Source organism: Halarcobacter sp. (genome assembly GCF_963676935.1).
In the GTDB taxonomy this organism is placed as follows: Bacteria; Campylobacterota; Campylobacteria; order Campylobacterales; family Arcobacteraceae; genus Halarcobacter.
Genome location: NZ_OY781470.1, coordinates 566,097 through 590,008, shown reverse-complemented (window position 1 = coordinate 590,008; position 23,912 = coordinate 566,097). Strand labels below are relative to the sequence as shown.

The 23,912-nt window shown below is 29.5% G+C and carries 21 protein-coding genes; 18 read left to right on the top strand and 3 right to left on the bottom strand.

Going from position 1 to position 23,912, the window contains the following annotated elements; all coding sequences use genetic code 11:
• Positions 1 to 74: 74 nt before the first annotated feature.
• From ACKU4C_RS02835 to ACKU4C_RS02775, 13 genes are all read left to right on the top strand, one after another.
• Entirely contained in the window at positions 75 to 1,658 is a 1,584-nt protein-coding gene (locus ACKU4C_RS02835; protein ID WP_321314344.1) for a cache domain-containing protein, read from the top strand.
• Complete coding sequence (locus ACKU4C_RS02830; protein ID WP_321314343.1) at positions 1,639 to 2,301, top strand: response regulator transcription factor; 663 nt, start codon at positions 1,639 to 1,641, stop codon at positions 2,299 to 2,301. The genes ACKU4C_RS02835 and ACKU4C_RS02830 overlap by 20 nt, the downstream gene beginning before the upstream one ends.
• 163 nt (positions 2,302 to 2,464) lie before the next feature.
• Positions 2,465 to 2,719 carry a DUF4212 domain-containing protein gene (locus tag ACKU4C_RS02825; protein ID WP_321314342.1) on the top strand — a complete coding sequence of 85 codons (255 nt, stop codon included), beginning with the start codon at positions 2,465 to 2,467 and terminating at the stop codon, positions 2,717 to 2,719.
• Between the two features lie 11 nt (positions 2,720 to 2,730).
• Positions 2,731 to 4,608: a sodium:solute symporter family protein gene (locus ACKU4C_RS02820; protein ID WP_321314341.1), complete on the top strand. Its 1,878-nt coding sequence runs from the start codon at positions 2,731 to 2,733 to the stop codon at positions 4,606 to 4,608.
• 84 nt (positions 4,609 to 4,692) lie between these two features.
• Positions 4,693 to 6,507 (top strand): DUF294 nucleotidyltransferase-like domain-containing protein, encoded by a 1,815-nt coding sequence (locus ACKU4C_RS02815; protein WP_321314340.1) that lies wholly within the window; start codon positions 4,693 to 4,695, stop codon positions 6,505 to 6,507.
• Positions 6,507 to 7,139, top strand: a complete 633-nt coding sequence (locus tag ACKU4C_RS02810; protein WP_321314339.1) for a 3'-5' exonuclease — start codon at positions 6,507 to 6,509, stop codon at positions 7,137 to 7,139. Before ACKU4C_RS02815 ends, ACKU4C_RS02810 begins: the two co-directional genes overlap by 1 nt.
• Positions 7,140 to 7,357: 218 nt before the next feature.
• Positions 7,358 to 7,672, top strand: coding sequence for a DUF485 domain-containing protein (locus ACKU4C_RS02805; RefSeq protein ID WP_320036276.1), 315 nt, complete (start codon positions 7,358 to 7,360; stop codon positions 7,670 to 7,672).
• Positions 7,672 to 9,321, top strand: coding sequence for a cation acetate symporter (locus ACKU4C_RS02800; protein ID WP_321314338.1), 1,650 nt, complete (start codon positions 7,672 to 7,674; stop codon positions 9,319 to 9,321). Before ACKU4C_RS02805 ends, ACKU4C_RS02800 begins: the two co-directional genes overlap by 1 nt.
• A 295-nt stretch (positions 9,322 to 9,616) precedes the next feature.
• The gene (locus tag ACKU4C_RS02795; protein ID WP_321314337.1) at positions 9,617 to 9,931 is read left to right on the top strand and encodes a DUF485 domain-containing protein; all 315 of its coding nucleotides are present in this window, start codon (positions 9,617 to 9,619) and stop codon (positions 9,929 to 9,931) included.
• Positions 9,931 to 11,580: a cation acetate symporter gene (locus ACKU4C_RS02790; protein WP_321314336.1), complete on the top strand. Its 1,650-nt coding sequence runs from the start codon at positions 9,931 to 9,933 to the stop codon at positions 11,578 to 11,580. Before ACKU4C_RS02795 ends, ACKU4C_RS02790 begins: the two co-directional genes overlap by 1 nt.
• A 109-nt stretch (positions 11,581 to 11,689) precedes the next feature.
• Positions 11,690 to 13,531, top strand: coding sequence for a putative nucleotidyltransferase substrate binding domain-containing protein (locus ACKU4C_RS02785; protein WP_321314335.1), 1,842 nt, complete (start codon positions 11,690 to 11,692; stop codon positions 13,529 to 13,531).
• Positions 13,524 to 14,144 (top strand): 3'-5' exonuclease, encoded by a 621-nt coding sequence (locus tag ACKU4C_RS02780; protein ID WP_321314334.1) that lies wholly within the window; start codon positions 13,524 to 13,526, stop codon positions 14,142 to 14,144. The genes ACKU4C_RS02785 and ACKU4C_RS02780 overlap by 8 nt, the downstream gene beginning before the upstream one ends.
• Before the next feature lie 76 nt (positions 14,145 to 14,220).
• Positions 14,221 to 15,411, top strand: a complete 1,191-nt coding sequence (locus tag ACKU4C_RS02775; RefSeq protein WP_321314333.1) for an acetate kinase — start codon at positions 14,221 to 14,223, stop codon at positions 15,409 to 15,411.
• 9 nt (positions 15,412 to 15,420) lie between these two features.
• Here ACKU4C_RS02775 and ACKU4C_RS02770 read toward each other — a convergent pair whose 3' ends face one another.
• A complete protein-coding gene (locus ACKU4C_RS02770) occupies positions 15,421 to 16,413 on the bottom strand; it encodes an AraC family transcriptional regulator ligand-binding domain-containing protein (RefSeq protein ID WP_321314332.1) in 993 nt (330 codons plus the stop codon).
• A gap of 118 nt (positions 16,414 to 16,531) precedes the next feature.
• Here ACKU4C_RS02770 and cowN point away from each other — a divergent pair, with 118 nt between their 5' ends.
• The 5 genes from cowN (at position 16,532) to ACKU4C_RS02745 (ending at position 21,635) form a co-directional block, all read left to right on the top strand.
• Positions 16,532 to 16,846: a N(2)-fixation sustaining protein CowN gene (gene cowN / locus ACKU4C_RS02765; RefSeq protein ID WP_320036268.1), complete on the top strand. Its 315-nt coding sequence runs from the start codon at positions 16,532 to 16,534 to the stop codon at positions 16,844 to 16,846.
• A gap of 162 nt (positions 16,847 to 17,008) precedes the next feature.
• Complete coding sequence (gene pta, locus ACKU4C_RS02760; protein WP_321314330.1) at positions 17,009 to 18,001, top strand: phosphate acetyltransferase; 993 nt, start codon at positions 17,009 to 17,011, stop codon at positions 17,999 to 18,001.
• Between the two features lie 32 nt (positions 18,002 to 18,033).
• Positions 18,034 to 19,227: an acetate kinase gene (locus ACKU4C_RS02755; protein ID WP_321314331.1), complete on the top strand. Its 1,194-nt coding sequence runs from the start codon at positions 18,034 to 18,036 to the stop codon at positions 19,225 to 19,227.
• 180 nt (positions 19,228 to 19,407) lie between these two features.
• Positions 19,408 to 20,400 carry a phosphate acetyltransferase gene (pta, locus tag ACKU4C_RS02750; RefSeq protein ID WP_321314330.1) on the top strand — a complete coding sequence of 331 codons (993 nt, stop codon included), beginning with the start codon at positions 19,408 to 19,410 and terminating at the stop codon, positions 20,398 to 20,400.
• A 32-nt stretch (positions 20,401 to 20,432) separates the two neighbouring features.
• Complete coding sequence (locus ACKU4C_RS02745; RefSeq protein ID WP_321314329.1) at positions 20,433 to 21,635, top strand: acetate kinase; 1,203 nt, start codon at positions 20,433 to 20,435, stop codon at positions 21,633 to 21,635.
• A gap of 33 nt (positions 21,636 to 21,668) precedes the next feature.
• Here the strand turns inward: ACKU4C_RS02745 and ACKU4C_RS02740 are convergent, their stop codons facing one another.
• Positions 21,669 to 22,952 (bottom strand): DEAD/DEAH box helicase, encoded by a 1,284-nt coding sequence (locus ACKU4C_RS02740; RefSeq protein ID WP_321314328.1) that lies wholly within the window; start codon positions 22,950 to 22,952, stop codon positions 21,669 to 21,671.
• 211 nt (positions 22,953 to 23,163) lie between these two features.
• Positions 23,164 to 23,838, bottom strand: coding sequence for a hypothetical protein (locus ACKU4C_RS02735; RefSeq protein WP_321314327.1), 675 nt, complete (start codon positions 23,836 to 23,838; stop codon positions 23,164 to 23,166).
• Positions 23,839 to 23,912: the final 74 nt, after the last annotated feature.

Here is a 23,912-nt window from a genome sequence, read left to right as displayed (position 1 = left end):
ACTTTTCCAGATTATTTTATCTATATTTCAAGATTTTTCAGTTATTCTATTTTACTTAATATTCAGGATAATTAATGGTTAAAGCGAAATCTCTATATCACCTAATTTTATATAGTATCTTTTTTATTGTTTTACTAACCTCCTCTTTTACTTTTATAATTATTGATAATGCTTTTGATGAGTTTCAAGAGAAAATTGAAATAATAAAAAATGACTACACAAATAAACAAAAAGATTTAATAGAAGCGGATATAAAAAAAACTCTAAACTATATTAAATATTATCATGACAAATTTAAAAATATAAAATCTGAAGAAACCATAAAAAAAGATATACTAGAATCACTAGAAATAATGAGAAAACATGGAAATTTAAATCACTATGTATTTATATATGATTTTAATGGTACTTCATTATATTATCCAGTATCAAAAGATTATATAGGTAAAAACCTATATGAATTCAAAGATCCTTCTGGCAAAAAAGTAATTCAAGAACTAATAGAAATATCAAAAAATAAAAATGGGGGCTTTGTACAATATATTTGGTATAAACCTGAAATTAGAAGTGATGCATTAAAAATCTCTTATGCTTTATCATACAAACCATGGAATTGGACTGTAGGAAGAGGAATATATCTTGATGAAATAGATAAGATAGTAAAAGAGAAAAAAAATGAATATGATGAAAAAATCTCTAACTATGTTTTACAAATTATGTCTTTAACTATTATGTTAGTTCTTTATTCAATATTTATATATAAGAATGCAACTATCTTAATTGTAAATGATGTTAAAGAGATTGGTAAATATTTAAAAGAATCTCAAAAAGATGATAATAGAATAAAACAAGATAGGCTTATATTTGGAGAATTTAAAGTTATAGCAAATTTTGCATATGATGCAATGCATAATATAAAAGATAAAAATATAATGCTTCAAGAACTTAATAAACATCTTGAAGATACAGTTAACCATCAAACTAAAGAATTGAAAAATCTAATTGATTCACAAAAAAAATTTTTAAAAAACTCTGTACATGAAATAAATACTCCTTTGTCTATTATACGTACAAATATTGATTTGCTTAAAATGCATTCTCAGGATAATAAATATATTTCAAATATAGAAAGTGGTGCTAAAATTATACAATATATATATGATGACCTTTCATATCTAATAAAAAAAGATAGAGTAGATTATCCTAAAGAATATATTGATTTTTCAGAGTTTTTAAAAGAGAGACTAAATTTTTTTGATGGAATTGCAACCTCAAATGATTTAATGTTTACAACTAATATAGATGAAGATATATATATTAAATTTAACAGATTAGAATTACAAAGAATAGTTGATAACAATATCTCAAATGCTATCAAATATTCATTTGCAAAATCAAACATATATGTAAGGCTTACATATTTTAATGATGAATATGTAGAATTTAGTGTAAAAACTCATTCAGAAAAGATTGAAGATATAAATAAAATTTTTAATGATTTTTATAGGGAAAACAATTCACGAGGAGGCTTTGGCTTAGGCCTTCGTATAGTAAAAGAAATATGTGATAAAAATTTAGTTATAATCAAATTAGAATCAACTGACAATGAAACAAAATTTACTTATAGGTTTAAAATAAATGAAAATACTGCTTCTTGAAGATGAATTAATGCTAAACAATGCAATCTCTGAGTACCTAAAAGGGATTGGGCACATGGTTGAGAGTTTCACCGATGGTGAAGAAGTTGTTAATAATGTTGATGGATCATTTGATTTATTAATTTTAGATATTAACGTACCTAAAAAAGATGGTTTTGAAATTTTACAAGATTTAAACACCAGAAGAGTATATATCCCTACTATATTTATTACTGCTTTAAATGATATCGAAGATATAACTAGAGCATATGATTTAGGTTGTAGAGAATATATTAAAAAACCTTTTCACTTAGAAGAGTTAGGTATAAAAATAAATCAAATACTAAAAAAAGATCAAAAAAGCACTTCTCATGTAAGATTTTCAGAAAACTATTCCTACTCAAAAGAGAAAAAAACTTTATACTTCAATGGAGAACCTCAATCTCTAACAAAAAAACAATTAGATATAATCCACATTTTGGCTCTTAATATAAATATGATTGTAGACTTTGAAAGATTTAGAGTTGACATCTGGGGTGGAGAAAATATTGACAATCCAACAATAAGAGCAGAGATTTCTAGACTAAAAAAAGGTTTAAAAGAGGATTTTATCAAAAATATCAGAGGTCTTGGTTATAAAATTGACAGATTTTATTCTGTTTAAACTCATTCGATAAATAGGCTTCTTTGAAGCTTATTTGCTACACTAATCCTACGTTACAAAAAAACATTTTTTCATTGCTACCCTTTTGCTATATTAAGCTTTTATACTTTCAATGTTGAATTACTAAATATAATTTTAGTAAAAATAAAAAAAGGAGTATGACATGAGTCCAGAGAAAGCAGAAGCTTATTGGAAAGAGAATATATCAACTATTCTTAAACTATTAGTTGTTTGGTTTATTGTCTCTTTCGGATGTGGTATTTTATTTATAAATGAGTTAAATACAATCGAAATTAGTGGGGTTAAACTAGGATTTTGGTTTGCACAACAAGGTGCAATTTACGTATTCGTTGTTCTTATTTTTGTTTATGTAGCGAAGATGAGTGCTATAGACGAAAAATATGGCGTACATGAATAAGGAGTAAGAATATGGAATTACAATCATTAATTTATTTATTCGTTGGTGTATCTTTCGCTCTATATATCGGAATTGCACTTTGGGCTAAAGCTGGATCTACTAAGGATTTCTATGTAGCAGGTGGGGGAGTTCACCCAGTAGCAAATGGTATGGCAACTGCTGCAGACTGGATGTCAGCTGCATCATTTATCTCAATGGCAGGTATTATTGCATTTAAAGGTTCAGATGCAAGTGCTTATTTAATGGGATGGACTGGTGGATATGTTCTACTTGCAATGTTATTGGCACCATACTTAAGAAAATTTGGTAAATTTACTGTTCCAGATTTTGTCGGTGATAGATACTATTCAAATGTAGCAAGAACAGTTGCTGTAATTTGTGTTATTTTTATCTCATTCACTTATGTTGCAGGACAAATGAGAGGGGTGGGGATTGTATTCTCAAGATTCTTACAAGTTGATGTAAATACAGGTGTACTTATTGGTATGGCAATAGTTTTCTTCTACTCAGTATTAGGTGGGATGAAAGGTATTACTTATACTCAAGTTGCTCAATATTGTGTAATGATTATGGCTTACTTAATTCCAGCTATTTTCTTATCACTACAAGTAACTGATACATTTTTTCCTCAATTAGCATTATTTGGTCAAACAACATTTGCTTTTGATGATGGTGTAAAAATAATTCCTGAAGGCACATATTTATTGCATGCCTTGGATAGTGCAATTACTGATTTAGGTTTTAAAGCATATACTGAACCAGGAAGTTTATGGAATATGTTTATGTTAACTACTGCATTAATGCTTGGTACTGCTGGTCTTCCACACGTTATTGTTAGATTCTTTACAGTTCCAACTGTTAGAGATGCTAGAATTTCTGCTGGATGGGCATTATTATTCATTGCGATTATGTATACAACTGCATCTTCAGTTGCTGCTTTCTCAAGAGTTAACTTAATTAAAAATGTTCAAAATGTTGAATATAAAGCATTTGTAAATGGTGAATTATCTCATGCTGATGGTAGTCCAAACAATGGTGGATGGTTCAAAACTTGGGAACAAGGTGGATTATTAGCTTGGACAGATAGAAATGGTGATGGAAAAATCCAATATGGTCCAGATGCTGCATTTGAAGGACCAAAAGGTAAACCACAATTTGATGGAACTAATGTTAGACCTAATGGGGAAAGAGCTACATTAAATGGTAAACCTGCTGCAAACAGTGGCAAAATTGAAAATGAGTTATATGTTGATAGAGATATTATGGTACTTGCTAACCCAGAGATTGCTAACTTACCAAATTGGGTAATTGCATTCATCGCAGCTGGGGGTCTTGCAGCAGCATTATCTACAGCGGCAGGTTTATTACTTGTAATTGCTTCAGCTATTTCACATGACCTTATGGGACAAGTAATATTTAGAGATTCAGAAACAGGAAAATCTAAATTAAATGAAAAAACAGAATTAATGTGGGCAAGAATTTCAGCTGTAGTTGCTATTTGTGTTGCTGGTTACTTAGGAATTAACCCTCCTGGTTTCGTTGCACAAGTTGTTGCATTTGCATTTGGTCTTGCTGCGGCAGCATTCTTCCCAACTATTATCTTAGGAATCTTTGATAAGAGAATGAATAAAGAAGGTGCGATTGCTGGTATTTTAACTGGTCTTATCTTTACTTTCGGATACATTATTTACTTTGTATTCATGGGTGGTGCAAAAGAGGATTACTTCTTAGGAATTGCTCCAACTGGTATTGGTACAATTGGTACAATTTTACACTTAATCGTGGCATTCGTTGTTTCAAGAATGACTCCAGAACCACCACAAGATGTACAAAATCTTGTTGAATCTATTAGATTACCTAATAACGCTGGTGAGGCACACGATCACTAAAATCTAAACCAACCTTCGGGTTGGTTTTTGATATTTTTTTATATTATAATATAATGATATAAAAAAATATCAAAAGGCAAAAAAATGAGTCTTCGAGATCAAAAATCTTTTCTTTCTAATATCCATCCTTTTGAGTTGTTAACAGAAGAACAAATGGATATCTGTATTAGACATATGGATATTGCATATTATGCAAAAGATGAAGTTTTAATAACTCCAGAAAAAATACCTAATCATTTCTTTGTAGTAATAAAAGGTATTGTTCACGAATATAAAGAAGATGAAGTTTTAATGGATTACCATAATCAAGACTCTTTTGATGGAAACTCACTAATTTATGGAAAATCAAAAAATAGTTTTAAAGTGTATGAAGATTTAATCTGTTATGAAATTGAAAAAAAGATTTTTTTACAATTAGTTGAAGAGAATGAAGGCTTTAAAAACTTTTTTTTAACTAACCTTGTTAATAAATTCCAAACCTTAAAACAAAAAGAGTATAAATCTGAATTATCATCATTTATGATTGCAAAAGTGAGTGATACAATTTTACATCCACCCTGTATTGTTGAAGCAGGAACTAAATTAATTGATGCTATTGATAAATCAATGCAATTTAATACCTCGACAATAATAGTAAAAAGAGATGAAGAGTATGGAATAATTACAGATTCACTTTTAAAGGTTAAAGTACTATTAGAAGGTAGAGACTTAAATATATTTGTTGAATCAATTGCTATTTTTCCTATTTTATCAATAAGTAAAGATGATTATTTATTTGATGCTTTAACTCTTTTAATAAAAAGAAATATTAAAAGAGTAGCTGTTACGAATTCAAAAGGTGATTTAGTTGGAATGTTAGAGCAAATTGATGTATTATCTCACTTTGCTAATCATACCTTTGTTGTTGATAGTAAAATTAAAAATGCTCAAAATTTAGAACAATTAAAAGATGCAAGCACTGAATTAATTAGTAGTATCAAAACCTTGCATGCAAAAGGTGTAAAAGTAAATCATATCTCTAGTTTAATTGGTCAATTAAATACAAAAGTTTATAGAAAACTTTATAAACTAATTTTACCTAAAGAGCTACAAAATGATGCTTGTTTTATAGTTATGGGGAGTGAAGGTCGTAATGAACAAATAATGAAGACTGACCAAGATAATGCTTTAGTAATAAAAGATGGTATAGATGTTGAAAAATATAGACCATATATGCAAACAATGACTGAAACACTTATTGATTTTGGTTATCCTCCATGTGAAGGTAATATTATGGTTAATAATCCTTTTTGGTGTAAAACAGTTCAACAATATAAAAATGAAACAGCAAGATGGATAGAAGCTCCAGCTATGCAAAACTATATGGATTTAGCAATATTTTTTGATTCTTTTGCTGTTGCTGGAGATAAAGATTTATTGATTAAATTAAAAGATGATTTATTTCATAAACTACATGATAAAGATGTCTTTATGGCTTATTTTGCAAAAGCAACTTTAACTTTTGATACCCCTAGTACAGTTGCTAACCTTATGACTAAAACATATAATATTGATATTAAAAAAACAGGTATTTTCCCAATTGTTCAAGGAATAAGAAGTTTAGCATTAAGAGAAAAAATTAGAGAAACTACAACTGTAAGAAGAATAAAAATTCTAGAACAAAAAAAAGTTTTAGAGAAACAAATGGCAAATGAATTATTAGAAGCATTTGAAGTATTAAATACCTTAAGACTAAAAGCTCACTTACATAAATTACAAGATGGTAAGAAATTAAACAATGAGATTGATACTCATACTTTAGGAAAGATTGAAAGGGATTTGTTAAAAGATAGTTTTCAAATAGTAATTCACTTTAAAAAATTTATTACTTATATTTTCAGAATAGAAAAGATTCTATGATGTTTAAGAGATTAATAAATAAATTTAGACGTAATAGTCTTAAAGACAAAAATTATGAATATTTATTTAATGAACCACCAAAAGATGAATATGTTTGTTTAGATTGTGAAACTACAGGTCTTAATCCCAAAAAAGATGAGATTCTCTCTATTGGTGCCGTAATTATTAAAAAAAATAAAATTATAATGAGAGATACCTTTAATATATTTGTAAAGCCTGCTAAAGATATAAATAGCGAATCAATTAAAATACATCAAATAAGACCAATAGATTTAGAAAATGCGAAAGATCCAAAAGTTGCAATACTTCAACTTTTAGATTTTATTGGCAGTAGACCTATTATAGGATATTATATAAAATTTGATATTGCTATTATCTCTAAATACACAAAGGATTATATTGGAATCTCACTTCCTAATCATCAAATTGAAGTCTCATCAATGTATTTTAAAACTAAAAAAAGACATAGTGAATATGAATTTGTAGATTTAAAATTTGACACAATAATGAAAGAATTAGATATTCCTGAACTTGGAAAACATGATGCACTAAATGATGCAATTATGACCTCAATGATTTTCTTAAAGCTTAAAGATAAAGCAGCTGCAAATACAACTTTCTATACTGGCTAAAACATTGATTTTATGGGTTTCGTAGCATTAAAATAGCATTTTTTTTTGATATTGTAACTTATTGTTACTAAGATTTTTTCAAGACTTAACCTTCACTTAATATAACCAAATTATTTGTTTTGAAATTATAAATAAATGTATAATTCTTTTTGTCTTAAAGCAATGTTTTTGTTATTTATAACAAAAGATAAATTTATTATGAAGGAGAGGATAATTCTATGAATGAACAATTAGTAGAAAAAATCAAAGCAAATCCTAACTATCAACAATTAGTTAAGAAAAGAACAAGTTTTGCAATAAAACTTGGAATATTTGTTTTAGCAATGTTTTATGCTTATATATTGACTATTGCATTTAACCCATCACTTTTAGGAACAAAAACTGGAGATGGTGTAATGACTATTGGATACCCAATTGGTATTGCAATTATTGTAATTAGTTTTCTTACAACATTAATCTATGTTAGAAGAGCAAATGGAGAATATGAAGAATTAATTGAAAAAGTAAGAGAAGATGTAAAGGATGAATTATAATGTTTAAAATATTTGCTATCTTATCAGTTTTTACAATTGCAATGTTTGCAGCAGGTGATGCTTCATTCGAAGCAACAAAAAGAGAATTAAATATTCCAGCAATTATTATGTTTTTTGTTTTTATTGGTGGTACTTTAGGTATTACATATTGGGCAGCAAGAAGAACAAAATCTGCTAGTGATTTTTATACAGCAGGTGGAGGTATTTCAGGTTTTCAAAACGGAATGGCTATTGCTGGGGATTATATGTCAGCAGCTTCATTTTTAGGTATTTCTGGACTTGTATATTTAAAAGGATATGATGGACTTGTTTATGCTGTTGGATTTTTAGTTGGATGGCCTGTAATATTATTCTTAATGGCTGAAAAATTAAGAAATTTAGGTAAGTTTACCTTTGCAGATATTGCTGCTTATAGACTTGGTCAAAAAGAGATTAGAACTCTTGCGGCATTTGGTTCACTAGCTGTTGTAACTTTATATCTAATTGCACAAATGGTTGGTTCAGGAAAACTTATCCAAGTATTATTTGGACTTGAATATGAATATGCAGTTGTATTAGTTGGTATAATGATGATTATTTATGTAACATTTGGTGGTATGCTTGCAACTACTTGGGTTCAAATTATTAAAGCTGTATTACTATTATCAGGTGTTTCTTTCATGGGATTCATGGTATTAAGTCATTTTGGATTCTCATTTGAAGCATTAGCAACAAAAGCGGTTGAAACACATAAAGATGGACAAGCTATTATGGAGCCAGGGGGATTAGTATCAGATCCTATCTCTGCAATCTCATTAGGTCTTGCACTTATGCTTGGTACTGCAGGTTTACCACATGTACTTATGAGATTCTTTACAGTTGGAAATGCAAAAGAAGCTAGAAAATCTGTTGTTTATGCTACTGGTTTTATTGGTTATTTCTATTTAGTTATTGCTGTAATTGGACTTGGAGCTATAGTTTTCTTAAACTCTCCAGAAGGTTCTCAATATTTTGTAGATGGAAAACTATTTGGTGGAAATAATATGGCAGCAATTCACTTATCACATATTGTAGGTGGAAATGTATTCTTAGGATTTATTTCAGCAGTTGCATTTGCTACAATTTTAGCAGTTGTATCTGGTCTTACACTAGCTGGAGCAAGTGCAATTTCTCATGATATTTACGCATCAGTTATTAATACAAATGCTACAGAAGAGCAAGAGATTAGAATCTCTAAAATTGCTGTTATTATAATTGGTATTATTGGTGTTTTATTAGGTATTGCATTTGAGCAACAAAATATTGCATTTATGGTTGGTCTTGCATTTGCTATTGCAGCATCTGCTAACTTCCCAATTTTATTTTTATCAATTTATTGGTCAAGACTTACAACAAGAGGTGCAGTTATTGGTGGCTTTATTGGTTTATTAACAGCTGTTATTCTTGTAATATTAGGGCCAACAGTTTGGGTTAGTATTTTACATAATGAAGAGGCTATTTTCCCATATAAATACCCTGCATTATTCTCTGTTACTACAGCATTTGTTGCTATTTGGTTCTTCTCTATTACAGATAATTCACAAAGAGCAAAAGATGAAAGAAAAGCTTTTGAAGCTCAAAGTGTTAGAGCTGAAACTGGTTTTGGTGCAGATGGAGCAGTTGACCACTAACAGTACAAAATGTACAATTATTGTACACTAAAGAGAGTAGCTTTACTCTCTTTAGAAAATAAGACAAAAAAACTCTTACATAGCCCCTAAATTAGCATATGTCAACTACTTTACATTTTTGTTACTTTTTTACCTAAATAATACAAGTTTATGACTTTTTGTACATAACTTGTACACAACTACAACTCCTCTATGTATAATTAAATTGCTATATCACTATAGTTACTGTCAAACTTAATTAAAGTTGATAATAGCAAGAGTGAAAACTATAATTAGTTCTTATAAAGGGGAAAAGATGAAGGACGAACTAGTTGATAGGATTGAGAACAATCCTAAATATAAGGAGTTGGTTGCAAAAAAGTCTAGCTTTAGTATTAAGTTAGGAATTTTTGTATTAGTAATGTTTTATGCATATATTTTAACTATAGCATTTAACAAAGAAATATTAGCAACAAAAATAGGTGATGGTTTAACAACAATAGCATTTCCAATTGCCCTTGCAATCTTAGTAATTAGTTTTATTACTACAGTTATTTATGTAAGAAGAGCAAATGGTGAATTTGATGATTTAACAAACGATATAAAAGAAGATGTAAAGGAAATGTTATAATGTTTAAAATTTTAGCACTAATCTCACTAGTATCGCTAAGCTTATTTGCTGCTGGTGATGCAACTTTTGAAGCTACAAAAAGAGAATTAAATATTCCTGCAATTATAATGTTCTTTATTTTTATTGTTGGTACATTAGGTATTACATATTGGGCAGCAAAAAGAACAAAGTCTGCAAGTGACTTCTACACAGCGGGTGGAGGAATTACAGGTTTCCAAAATGGACTTGCAATTGCAGGTGACTATATGTCTGCAGCAGCATTTTTAGGTGTATCTGGGCTTATTTATCTAAAGGGATATGATGGAGTTATCTATGCAGTTTCATTTTTAGTTGGGTGGCCAATTATTCTATTCTTTATGGCAGAAAAATTAAGAAACCTTGGTAAATTTACATTTGCAGATATTGCAGCATATAGATTAGGTCAAAAAGAGATTAGAACTCTTGCTGCATTTGGTTCATTATCAGTTGTAATTTTATATCTAATTGCACAAATGGTTGGGGCTGGTAAACTTATTCAAGTTTTATTTGGTATGGAATATGAGTTTGCTGTTATCCTTGTAGGTGTTATGATGGTTATCTATGTAACATTTGGTGGAATGTTAGCAACAACTTGGGTTCAAATTATCAAAGCTTGTTTACTACTATCTGGTGTTTCTTTCATGGCTATTATGATTATGTATCATTTTGGATTTAATTTTGAAGCTTTAGCTGTTAAAGCAACTGAAAGCCACGCATCTGGAGAATCTATATTAAGTCCTGGAGGATTTATTTCAGATCCAATCTCAGCAATATCTTTAGGGATGGCCTTAATGCTAGGAACTGCAGGTTTACCCCATGTACTTATGAGATTCTTTACAGTTGGAAATGCAAAAGAAGCTAGAAAATCTGTTGTTTATGCTACTGGTTTTGTAGGATACTTCTGGGTTATTATTACAATTGTAGGTTTTGGAGCAATTGCATTTTTAAATTCTGCTGATGGAGCACAATACTTTACAGATGGAAAACTATTTGGTGGAAATAATATGGCATCAATTCACCTTTCACACATGCTTGGTGGTAATGCATTCTTAGGATTTATTTCAGCTGTTGCATTTGCTACAATCTTGGCTGTTGTATCTGGTCTTACACTTGCTGGTGCAAGTGCTATTTCACATGATATTTACGCAAATGTAATTAATCCAAGTGCAAGTGATGAACAAGTTGTTAAAATTTCTAAAATCACTGTAATTGTTGTAGGTATTGTTGGAGTTATCTTAGGAATTGCATTTGAGCAACAAAATATTGCTTATATGGTTGGGCTTGCATTTGGTATTGCAGCATCTGCAAACTTCCCTATCCTTTTCTTATCTATTTATTGGAGAGGGTTAACTACAAGAGGTGCATTTATTGGTGGATTTATTGGTTTAATTACAGCCGTAACATTAGTTATTGTTGGACCAATTGTTTGGGTTCAAATTTTAGGAAATGCTGAAGCTTTATTCCCATATAAACACCCTGCTTTATTCTCTGTTACTGTTGCATTTATTTCTATTTGGTTCTTCTCAAAAACAGATTCTTCAGAAAGAGGAAGATCTGAAAAAGAATTATTTAGAGCACAAAATGTTAGAGCAAATACAGGAATTGGAGCAGCGGGAGCTGTTGATCATTAAAAATTGTCAAAGGAATTTTCCTTTGACAAACAATCTTTTTTTTAAGAAATAAGAGTATTATTTTTTATCTGATAAAATAATCTTAAATCTATTTTTTAAAAGAGAGAATATGAGTATACATGAACAATTAGCTTTTATAAAAGAGATTCATCCTTTCGAGAATCTTACTAAATCTCAACTTGATAGTTTCGTTGATAATCTAGATATTGTTTATCTAAAAAAAGATGTAATTATTCAAGAAGAAGCTAAAGAACCAAAATATCTTTATTTTATAATAAAAGGTATAGTTCAAGAAAAACAAGCTGGCGAAGTTATTTCAATCTATTCAAGTTACGAAATTTTTGATCCAATGTCACTTATAGAGAATCGCTCTAAAAACTCTTTTGTAACAGCACAAGAAACTATTTGTTATATTTTACCAAAAGATATTTTTATAAAAACCATACATGAAAATACAGCTATTGAAAGTTTCTTTTTCCAATCTATTTCTCAAAAATTAAATATGAATATGGATAATGAAAAAAATAAAGAATTAGCAAATCTAATGGTTGCTAAAGTAAAAGATGCAAATCTACATAGAGCTGTAATTGTTCCTTATACTACTTCAATTTTTGAAGCAGTTAAAACTATCAAAAAAGAGAAAGTTCCAACTCTACTTTTAAGGGATGAAAGAGATGAAATACATATAGTTACAGACTCAGATTTTAGAGAAAAAGTTATACTAAATAGAATGGATTTTGATGAACAAGTTGGTAAGATTTCAAACTCTGGCTTAAAATATGTAAATGAAAACGATTTTTTATTTAATGCTCAATTACTTATGACAAAACATGGATTAAAAAGATTAATTGTAAAAAATAACACTAATGAAATTGTTGGGATAATTGATCAAATCTCTCTTTCATCTTTTTTTGCTACTCATACTTTTTCTGTATCAAATGAGATAGATAAAGCAGAAAACCTAGAAGAATTAAAAACAGCAACTCAATCTTTTACCAAAATTATCAAATCTCTTCATGCAAAAGGTGTAAAAGTTGATTTTATATCAAAGCTAATCAATCAATTAAATAGAAAAGTTATGAATAAACTTTTTAATATGCTAGCTCCACAAGAACTTATAGGTAAATGTGCACTTCTAGTTATGGGTAGTGAAGGAAGAGGTGAACAAATTTTAAAAACAGACCAAGACAATGCACTTGTTATTGCAGATGATTGTGAGGTTTCAAAAGAGGAGATTTCTAAATTTGTGCATAACTATACTGAAACATTAGTTGATTTTGGTTTCCCTAGATGTGAAGGTAATATCATGGTTTCAAATCCATATTGGTGTAGAACATTTAGTGATTTTAAATCTTTAATTTATGAATGGATTACTCAACCAAGTGGTGATAACTTTATGAATCTTGCTATTTTTTACGATGCAATGGTTGCATCAGGAGATAGACAACTTTTAACCCAATTAAAAGAATACTTATTTAAAATTGGTTCTACTTCAAAAACATTTTATATGCATTTTGCAAAAATTATAATGGATTTTAATGTACCATTAGGTTTCTTCGATGGTTTTGTTTTTGACTCAAAAGATAAAAACCATAAAAATGAAATAGATATTAAAAAAGGTGGTATCTTTATTATAGTTCAAAGTATAAGAACACTATCTTTAGAACATAAATTAATGCGTGCCAATACTTTAAAAAGAATTCAAGAGCTTCAAAAAGTTGGTGAATTAGAACCTGAATTTGCCCAAGAGATAACTGAAGCATTTAATTTTCTCCTTACAATGAAATTAAAATCAAATCTTGAAAAACTAGACTCTGGAAAAGAAGTTGATAACTACATCAATCCTGAAGATTTAAATACAATGGAAAAAGATCTTTTAAAAGATAGTTTTAAAATTGTAAACAAATTAAAGAAAAAATTAGAACATCATTATAAGTTGAATTATGTTTAATAAAATAAAAAATCATTTTAATAAAAAAAATTTAAAAGATGAAAAATATCTTTATCTATTTGATAAACCTTTAAAAGATGAGTATGTATGTTTTGACTGTGAAACAACAGGTCTTAGTGTAGAAAAGGATGACATTATCTCAATTGGTGCAGTTATCATAAAAGATAGTACTATTATTTCTAGTAAAAAATTTGTTAAATTTATTAAACCAAAAACAAAACTTCAAGAAGAAGCTATCAAAGTTCATCATATTAGGGAGTGTGATTTAGAAGAAGCTGAAGATATAGATACAGTTATAGAAGAGTTTTTAGAATTTATAGGAAATAGGAAACTTGTTGGTTATTTTCTAGAATTTGATATAGCAATGGTCAATAAATATTTAAAACCTAAAATTGGTATAAAACTACCTAATAAAGCTTATGAAGTTTCTGCTATTTATCACGATTGGAAAATAGAAAAAATCCCTCAAAGTAATATTGACCTAAGATTTGATACAATTATGAAAGAATTACAAATTCCTAAGATGGGAAAACATGATGCATATAATGATGCTATCATGACTGCTATGATGTTTATAAAACTGAAAAATCAACCTAAAGTTACTATTAAATAGTTTACTTTTAAATGACACACTATATACATACATCTTAGTTATAATTCAATTTAATTAAAATAAGGGAGAAGAAATAATGTTAATTCTTGTTTTAAATGCAGGTAGTTCATCTTTAAAATATCAACTTATAAATGTAGCAACTGCAGAAGTAAAAGCTTCAGGGCTTTGTGAAAGAATTGGAATAGATGGAGTGATGAAGCATGAAATTGCTGAACATAGAAAATTACAAATCGATCATCCAATGCCAACACATAAAGAAGCTATTGAATTTATGTTAGATATCTTAACACATGATGATACACAAGTTATTGCAAACATTGATGAGATTTCTGCAGTAGGTCATAGAGTTGTTCATGGTGGAGAATATTTTAACAAATCAATATTAATCAATAATAATGTAATAAAGAAAATCGAAGAGTTAGTTCCACTAGCACCACTTCATAATCCAGCTCATATTTTAGGTATTAAAATTTGTCAAGAACTATTACCAGGGAAACCAAATGTTGCAGTATTTGACACAGCTTTTCATCAAACTATGCCTGAAGAAAACTATTTATATGCTGTTCCACATGAAGATTATACAGAACACCATCTAAGAAAATATGGTTTCCATGGAACTAGCCACTATTATGTATCTGACCAAGCTATTCAGATGTTAGATAAAAAAGAATCAAAAGTTATAGTTTGCCACTTAGGTAACGGATCGTCAATTTGTGCAGTAAAAGATGGTAAATCGATTGATACAACTATGGGGTTAACTCCATTAGAAGGTCTTGTAATGGGAACAAGAAGTGGAGATATTGATGCTGGGGTAATTCCATATTTAATGGATAAAAAAGGAATGAATTCCCATGAAATGATTAATTATTTAAATAAAAAATCTGGTATTTTAGGAGTTTCTGGAATCTCATCTGACTTAAGAGAAGTAATTAAAGCAGCAAAAGATGGAGACCATAGGTCAAAAATATGTATTGAGATGATGTGTAATAGAATCAAAAAATATATTTGTTCATATATTGGTATTTTAGGTGGGGTAGATGCTATTTGTTTTACTGCAGGAATTGGAGAAAATGCAGATTTAATTAGAGAAAAAGCTTGTGCAAACTTAGAATTCCTTGGAATCGAAATTGATAAAAAGAAAAATAAAAAAAGAGAGAGTGGGAATAGAGAGATTAATAAAGATAATTCTCCTGTTAAAATTTATGTAATTCCTACAAATGAAGAGTATGTTATTGCTCAAGATACATACAACTTAGTAAAAGGGTAATCTTCCCTTTTACTTACTTTGTGTTGGAGTTTTATTGAAATATTTTTTATAAGCTCTAAAAAATGAACTAGGCTCACTATATCCTAGATAAAATGCTATGCTATTATAATCCATTTTTGTATTTGAGATATAATGCCTTGCTAAATTCATCCTAACAGATAACAATGCATCCCTAAATTTTTTATTCTCTTCTTTTAAATTATATTGTAATATTCTAACACTAGTATTTAATTTTCTTGCTACAAAATCTATAGTTATATCATTTTCTCCAATATTTTTTAAAATCTCTTTTTTCACTTTACTGTAAAATGTACTCTCTTTCATATCATCTAAAATTTTATTGGCTTGCATCTCAAAATAACCTAACATAGCAGGATTAGAATTATTAACCTTTGTTCTTAAAGTCTGATAATTAAAAAATATTGAATTTTCATCTGTTTCAAAAAATATTCTCTCTCCAAATAACTTTTTATACTCATCAAGGTGGGATACCCTATGTCCAGAAAAACAAGTTTTATCAGGGATGATTTTTTTATCTACAATTTGCGAAAGAATAGAAAGTATAGCACTTAAATGTACTTCTGCATGAAAACTAGGTACACTTATAGATGGATTTTCATTTATATAAATAGATAATTTATAATACTCTTTTGTTTTTTCTAAATGAAATTTTATAAATCCACTTATTAGTTTTTGATAATAATTAAATTTTTCAATCATCTCCTTTAGTGAATTAGTATTTAACATCAAGTAACCTAATATTCCTAAAGAATGGTATGTTATTGATTTACCAATTTTCAAAGATAAAGAAAAGTCCCCTGTTTTTTCCATACAATATTTAAAGGCCGTGGATAATTTTATACTATCAATTTGGGAATCAGTACTTGTTAATATATCTTTATCTAAATCTATCACCTCTAACATTTCATCAATAGATACACCACTATTTAATTGTAGTGCTTTTAATACATATTGGAATGTAACAGAGGATACTTTAGTCATTTAAACTCCTATTTTCGTAAAATGTCAATAGATATTTCATATTATAACATATAGTTCCAGCAGTAGTTGTGTATAATATCTACAATTAAATGTATATTTAATAATCGAAGGAGAGATTATGTCAAAGTTAGAAATAAAAGTTGATGAAAGTTATGAAAGTTTCAAAAATATAGATTGCTTTGAAAATGCTTGTGTTGTTATTGATAATATGTTAAGGGTATTAGAAAATCCAAAAAATATGAATATTTATTGGAAAAAAATTGTGCCAATGATTCCTCAAGCATATTATGACAGAGACCCAAAGTCAGATACTAAAGAAGAACTATTATATTTAGTTTGTTCAAATAGTTTTTATCTTGATGAACTTTTTGAAAAAGCTGAAGATGAGCAAGCAATTGATGCATTAAATAAATGTGAACAAGAGTGTTGTTAGTCTTGTGAAAAATAGTAACACTATTTTAATTATGTCAAAATAGTGTACTAATTTTCTACACTTATATAAATTTTAATCAATATTTTCTTTTAAAACTTTTTAAAATGCTATTTTTATGCTACGATTCATATATAAGTAATTATTATATGAAGGACAATTTAAATGGGTTTAATAGAGAGTATTAAAGAGAATGCAAAAAAAGAACTAAGAACTATAGTTCTTCCAGAATCAGAAGATGAAAGAGTGTTAAAAGCAACACAAATGGTTCTGGAAGAAAAAACTGCTAATGTAGTTTTAATTGGGAATGAAGATACAATTAAAGCTGATGCCGCTGCTTGTGGTGCTAATATTGATGGTGCTACAATTATTGATCCAAAATCTTATGATGGCATTGAAAAGTATGTTGACGAGTTAGTTGAGCTTAGAAAGTCAAAAGGTCTTTCTAAAGAGGAAGCTACTGAGATTATGACTACTGAACCTAGATTCTTTGGTTGTATGATGGTTAGACTTGGTGATGCACATGGGCTTGTTGCAGGTTCAAACTCACCTACTGCTGACGTATTAAGAGCTGCTATTCAAGTTATCAAAACTGCTCCTGGTATAAATACTGTTTCTTCAGCATTTATTATGGAAACTGCTGATGGAAAATTTGGAGATAATGGGCTTATATTATTCGCTGACTGTGCGGTAATTCCTGAGCCAAATGCTGAACAACTTGCTGACATTGCTTGTGCTACTGCTGCTACTGCAAAATCTGTTGTTGGAATTGATCCTAGAGTTGCTATGTTATCTTTCTCTACAAAAGGAAGTGCTAATCATCCACTTGTTGACAAAGTTCAATATGCTGTTGATATTTTAACTGAAAGAAATGTTGATTTCGCATTTGATGGTGAGATGCAAGCTGATGCTGCTATTGTTGAAGCTATTGGGGCTAAAAAAGCACCTGATTCAAAAGTAGCTGGTAAAGCAAACGTACTTGTATTTCCTGATTTACAATCTGGAAACATTGGTTATAAACTTGTTCAAAGATTTGCTGGTGCTAATGCACACGGTCCTGTTGTTCAAGGTCTTGCTAAACCTGTTAATGACCTTTCAAGAGGTTGTTCAGTTGAAGACATCGCAAACTTAGTAGCTATTACAGCAACACAAATTTAATTTACAATATAGACTAAAAAAAGGGAAAAGACATGTTAGTATTTATTTTAAACGCAGGAAGTTCATCATTAAAGTATCAGTTAATGAATCCAATTATCAAGAAAGTTTTTGCTTCTGGTATTTGTGAAAGAATTGGTATTGATGGTGTTTTAAAGCACGAGTTTGGTGATGATAAAGAGCTTAAACTTGAAATCGATATGCCAACTCACAAAGAAGCTATTGAGGCTGTTTTATCTATTCTTACTACTGGTGAGGGTAAAGTTATTGATTCTATTAATGACATAGAAGCTATTGGTCACAGAGTTGCACATGGGGGAGAATCATTTAAAAGCTCTGTTTTAGTAACTGATGAAGTTTTAACAGAAATTGAAAGACTTATCCCACTTGCTCCTTTACACAATCCTGCAAATATTCTTGGTATTAAAATCTGCCAAGAGTTAATGCCAGGGAAACCAAATGTTACAGTGTTTGATACAGTATTTCACCAAACAATGCCAGATTATGCATATATGTATGCACTTCCATATGATCAATATACTAAACACGCTATCAGAAAATATGGTTTCCATGGTACATCTCATTATTATGTTTCAAATGAAGCTAGAGGAATGCTTGATAAAAAACACAATACAAGAATTGTAGTTTGTCACTTAGGTAATGGTTCTTCTGTAACTGCTGTATTAAATGGAAAATCTATTGATACATCTATGGGATTAACACCTGTTCAAGGTCTTATGATGGGTACTAGATCTGGTGATGTTGGTGCTGGTGCAATTAGTTATATGATGAAGCAAGAGGGTTTAGATATAGATCAAATAACTGAACTTATGAATAAAAAATCTGGTATCTTAGGAATATCTGGTAAATCTTCTGACTTAAGAGAAGTATTGGCAAATATGGATACAGATGAAAGATGTAGATTAGCTGTAGACATGGTTGCATACAACATCAAAAAATATGTTGGTTCTTATGTTGCTGCTCTTGATGGAATTGATGCTTTATGTTTCACTGGTGGAATTGGGGAAAACTCTGCACTTATTAGAGAAATTGTATGTACAGGACTTGATGGTATGGGATTAGTTCTTGACCCAATAAAAAACAATAAAAAGAGAAGTGATTCAAGAGATATTGCAACAAATAGTTCAAGTGCAAGAATTTTTGTAATACCAACAAATGAGGAATATGTTATTGCTAATGATACATACAAAGTAGTTTCACAATCATAAACATAATAAGAAATATTTCGTATAAAAGTAAGAAAATTATACTTATGTAAGATTGATGTACTACTTTTATACACAAAATTTATTTTTGTATTATTATTAAACCTAATTTTTTTTTAAATGCTATTTTTATGCTACTCTTCAATATTATAATTTATTGAATTTACAAGAAAGGACGCATGAATGGGTTTAATAGAGAGTATTAAAGAGAATGCAAAAAAAGAACTAAGAACTATAGTTCTTCCAGAATCAGAAGATGAAAGAGTGTTAAAAGCAACACAAATGGTTCTGGAAGAAAAAACTGCTAATGTAGTTTTAATTGGGAATGAAGATACAATTAAAGCTGATGCCGCTGCTTGTGGTGCTAATATTGATGGTGCTACAATTATTGATCCAAAATCTTATGATGGCATTGAAAAGTATGTTGACGAGTTAGTTGAGCTTAGAAAGTCAAAAGGTCTTTCTAAAGAGGAAGCTACTGAGATTATGACTACTGAACCTAGATTCTTTGGTTGTATGATGGTTAGACTTGGTGATGCACATGGGCTTGTTGCAGGTTCAAACTCACCTACTGCTGACGTATTAAGAGCTGCTATTCAAGTTATCAAAACTGCTCCTGGTATAAATACTGTTTCTTCAGCATTTATTATGGAAACTGCTGATGGAAAATTTGGAGATAATGGGCTTATATTATTCGCTGACTGTGCGGTAATTCCTGAGCCAAATGCTGAACAACTTGCTGACATTGCTTGTGCTACTGCTGCTACTGCAAAATCTGTTGTTGGAATTGATCCTAGAGTTGCTATGTTATCTTTCTCTACAAAAGGAAGTGCTAATCATCCACTTGTTGACAAAGTTCAATATGCTGTTGATATTTTAACTGAAAGAAATGTTGATTTCGCATTTGATGGTGAGATGCAAGCTGATGCTGCTATTGTTGAAGCTATTGGGGCTAAAAAAGCACCTGATTCAAAAGTAGCTGGTAAAGCAAACGTACTTGTATTTCCTGATTTACAATCTGGAAACATTGGTTATAAACTTGTTCAAAGATTTGCTGGTGCTAATGCACACGGTCCTGTTGTTCAAGGTCTTGCTAAACCTGTTAATGACCTTTCAAGAGGTTGTTCAGTTGAAGACATCGCAAACTTAGTAGCTATTACAGCAACACAAATTTAATTTACAATATAGACTAAAAAAAGGGAAAAGACATGTTAGTATTTATTTTAAACGCAGGAAGTTCATCATTAAAGTATCAGTTAATGAATCCAATTATCAAGAAAGTTTTTGCTTCTGGTATTTGTGAAAGAATTGGTATTGATGGTGTTTTAAAGCACGAGTTTGGTGATGGTAAAGAGCTTAAACTTGAAATCGATATGCCAACTCACAAAGAAGCTATTGAGGCTGTTTTATCTACTCTTACTGCTGGTGAGGGTAAGGTTATTGATTCTATTAATGACATAGAAGCTATTGGGCATAGAGCTGTTCATGGGGGAGAAGAGTTCTCTGGTTCAGTAATGGTTACAAATAAAGTAATTGAAACTATGAAAAGACTTATTCCACTTGCACCTTTACACAATCCTGCAAATATTCTTGGTATGGAGATCTGTCAAGAATTAATGCCAGGGAAACCAAATGTAGCTGTATTTGATACTGCATTCCACCAAACAATGCCAGATTATGCATATATGTATGCATTACCATATGATCAATACACTAAACATGGTATTAGAAAATATGGTTTCCATGGTACATCTCACTACTTCGTTTCAAATGAAGCTAGACAAATGTTAGATAAAAAACACAATACAAGAATTATTGTTTGCCACTTAGGTAATGGTTCTTCTGTTTCAGCTGTACAAGATGGAAAATGTATTGATACATCTATGGGATTAACACCTATTCAAGGTCTTATGATGGGTACTAGATCTGGTGATGTTGGTGCTGGTGCATTACAATATATGATGAGTCAAGAGGGTATGACTATTGATGAAGCATTAAATATTATGAATAAAAAATCTGGTATCTTAGGAATTTCAGGTAAATCTTCTGACTTAAGAGAAGTATTAGAAGGTATGACTAATGGTGAAGAAAGATGTAGATTAGCTGTTGATATGGTTGCATACAACATCAAAAAATATGTTGGTTCTTATGTTGCTGCTCTTGATGGAGTAGATGCATTATGTTTCACTGGTGGTATTGGTGAAAATGCTTCACTTATTAGAGAAAAAGTTTGTGCTGGTCTAGATGCAATGGGATTAGTATTAGACCCAGTTAAAAATAATAAAAGATCTAGTAGTGCAAGAGATATTGCTACTAATGGTTCTGCTTCAAGAATCTTTGTTATTCCTACAAATGAAGAATACGTTATTGCTAATGATACTTATAAAGTTGTTATGGGTGGTAAATGCTAATAAAAAAAGATAAGAGTTAAACTCTTATCTTTTTTAAACTCTTTGTTTTCTTCTTTCTTGACTTGGTCTATCTCTTCTAGTACTTCTAGAGTTATCATTATTTTTACGATTTCTACTATTTGTTCTATTTCTTCTAGAACTATTTGATGAAGTGGATTTTTTGCTTACCCTATTTAATTTTACTACTGTAAACCCTTCAACAGTTTTTATAGGAATATCTGTTTTTGTAAGTTTTTCTATATCTTTTAAAAATTGAAACTCTTCATCACAAACTAAAGATATAGCTTCTCCAATATTTCCTGCCCTACCTGTTCTTCCAATTCTATGAACATAATCTTCAGGAACATTAGGTAACTCAAAATTTATTACATGGGGAAGTTGTTCAATATCAAGCCCCCTAGCTGCAATATCAGTTGCAACTAATACTCTTGTCTTTTTTAGTTTAAAATCTTTTAAGGCGGTTGTTCTTGCACCTTGTGATTTTCCACCATGTATAGCAAGGGAATTTATATTATTTCTATTTAAAAATTCACATAACTTATTTGCACCATGTTTTGTTCTTGTAAAAACAAGAACTTGATTCCAGCTTTGAGATGATAATAAAGAAACTAAAAGGTCTCTTTTTCTATCTTTCTTAACATAATGAACCACTTGGGAAACTTGTTTTGTCAAAGTATTGCTTCTTGCAACCTCTATTAGTTTTGGATTATCTAAAAATGATTGTGATAGTTTTTTTATCTCATTTGAAAATGTTGCAGAAAACAAAAGAGTTTGTCTATGTTTAGGGATATATGTTACAATCTTTTTAATATCGTGAATAAACCCCATATCAAGCATTCTATCCGCTTCATCAAGAACTAAAAAATCTACTTTTGATAAATCTATTGTTTTTTGTGAAATATGATCTAATAATCTTCCTGGTGTTGCTATAACTATATCAACACCTTTTCTTAAAGTTGCTTTTTGAGGATTTATTCCAACCCCACCAAAAACTACTGCTGTTTTATAAGGAAGATATTTACAATATGCATCAATATTTTCTGCAACTTGAGAAGCTAACTCTCTTGTTGGAGTTAAAATAAGAGCTTTTATAGAGTGTTTTTTCTCATTTTTTGTTTTTTTACGATTCATTATCTCTAATAATGGAAGTGTAAATGCAGCTGTTTTACCAGTACCTGTTTGTGCAGCAGCTAAAATATCGTTTTTTTCTAATACGATAGGAATTGCTTGCTTTTGAATAGGAGTAGGTTTTGTATACCCTTGCTCTTTTATTGCTTTTAAAATATTAGGATTTAATCCTAGGTGTGAAAATGACATTAATTACCTTTTTATAATTGTTAGTAATTTAATATGAGAATGTGCTAGGTTAATTAAGAAACTATTTATAATTTAGATAAAACGAAGAAAACTTAGATTATTTACTATTGTTAATGGAAGTATATCATAATATATGAAAAAAGGATAAAATTTAAAAAATTATCCAAATTTCCATAAAATTAAAAGACAAGTTATAAAAAACTTGCCTTTTTTATATCTGATTTTTTATACAAGATGAAGTTGAAGAATCATAAGTATAACCTTCTAAAAACTGTACACCTAAATTTTTCATATCTTTTGTAATAACCTCTTCTGTATCTGATGAACTTGGTACATAATGTAAATATGATTTAAAAGTATTTGATGAAGAATCAGCAGCGTCTGTTGTTTTTGTATATTCCAATATAACTTTTCTGCCACTAATAAAGACTATTCTATTTGCTCCAGCTATATATTCAATTTGTGTAGCATCTAAAATATAATACAATCTATATGGAATAGTAGCTGTTTCTGAAGACAATCCATATGCTTCGACACCTTGCATTTTTGCACTTATTAATGTTTCAACATCAGATGGTGGATTAGAATATTTTGTATAAGTTGGCCATGAGGTAGATGCACTAACAACAGGAATAGTGACTATTTTTCTATAAACTGGTTTTCCCATCCAAACCTTATTTGTCATAACCTCTTCTTCTAAATAAACATCCTTTTGTCCTACACTATTCTTTTTAGCTAAACTCTCTAAATTATTTGAAAAACTATAACTCTTCACACACTCTTGTGTTTGATTTCCATCTTTATCAGTTAAAACCAACATATAATCTGCACTCAATGACATAGTAATGATTGAACTAAAAGCAATACAAGCTAATAACTTTTTCATAATTTATCCTATTATTTAAAATTGCAAAAATTATATATAAAAAGAGTTTAAAATAGTATTAAAAATTATTTTTT